Raw genomic sequence first — 788 nt, forward strand, 5'->3', positions numbered from 1 at the left:
CGTCGCCGGGTAGCGGGTCAGCGCTCGGCGAGCGCCGCGGCCCGGCTCCCCGCCCGATTCCGCGCCGCGATGCGTCGGCGCACCCCGCGGAGCGCGAGCCGCCGGTGCACGCCCACGAGCACCGAGGTCAACCCGACGAAGATGACGAGGATGAGCAGGCAGTAGACGGCCACGCCGAGGGGTCCGCCGACCTGGCTGGCGTCGAGGAAGAAGTACGGGTACCAGCCGATGTCGGCGCCGCGGATGAGCGTGTACGCGAGCCATCCGGTCGGGAACACGAGCACGAGCCCGAGCGTCGCCCACGGCACCGGGGGGTTCACGGCGATGATCGCGTCGACGGTCCACGCGATGAGCGCGAGCACGGGCACGACGAAGTGCAGGAGCGTGTCCGACCACGGCACGTCGAGCCGGTAGTCGCGCGTCGACGCCTGCACCGCGATGAGCCCGAACACGATCCCGGAGACGAGCAGGTACACCGTGACGACCGTCCGGAACGCCGCGAGCACGGGCGGGTCCCGGTGCTGCGTGAGGGCGTACCCGGCGGCGACGAGCAGCACGACGACCGCGAGCATCGCCGACTGGATCGTGAAGTAGCTGAAGAAGTTGACGGACGCGAAGAGCGGGAACTCGAGCACGTACTGGTAGTTGCCGACCAGCGCGACGATCTCGACCGCCGCGATCGCGAGGCGGAACGCGCCCAGCGCGCGCCGCGACATGGTCGTGCGTGCGAGCGACGCGGAGGTCTCCGCCACGGCGGCGTCGCCCGGCGGGCGGACGTCGTCGGCCCC

General features: G+C 72.2%; 1 protein-coding gene. It reads right to left on the reverse strand.

The genetic code is table 11. The annotated features are described in order from the left end of the window. Nucleotides 1-17: 17 nt before the first annotated feature. Nucleotides 18-788: Pr6Pr family membrane protein (locus ESO86_RS17900; protein WP_207207228.1), on the reverse strand; the 771-nt coding region annotated here is incomplete at its 5' end.

The sequence above is a fragment of the Agromyces binzhouensis genome, from assembly GCF_004135055.1.
Lineage (GTDB): Bacteria > Actinomycetota > Actinomycetes > Actinomycetales > Microbacteriaceae > Agromyces > Agromyces binzhouensis.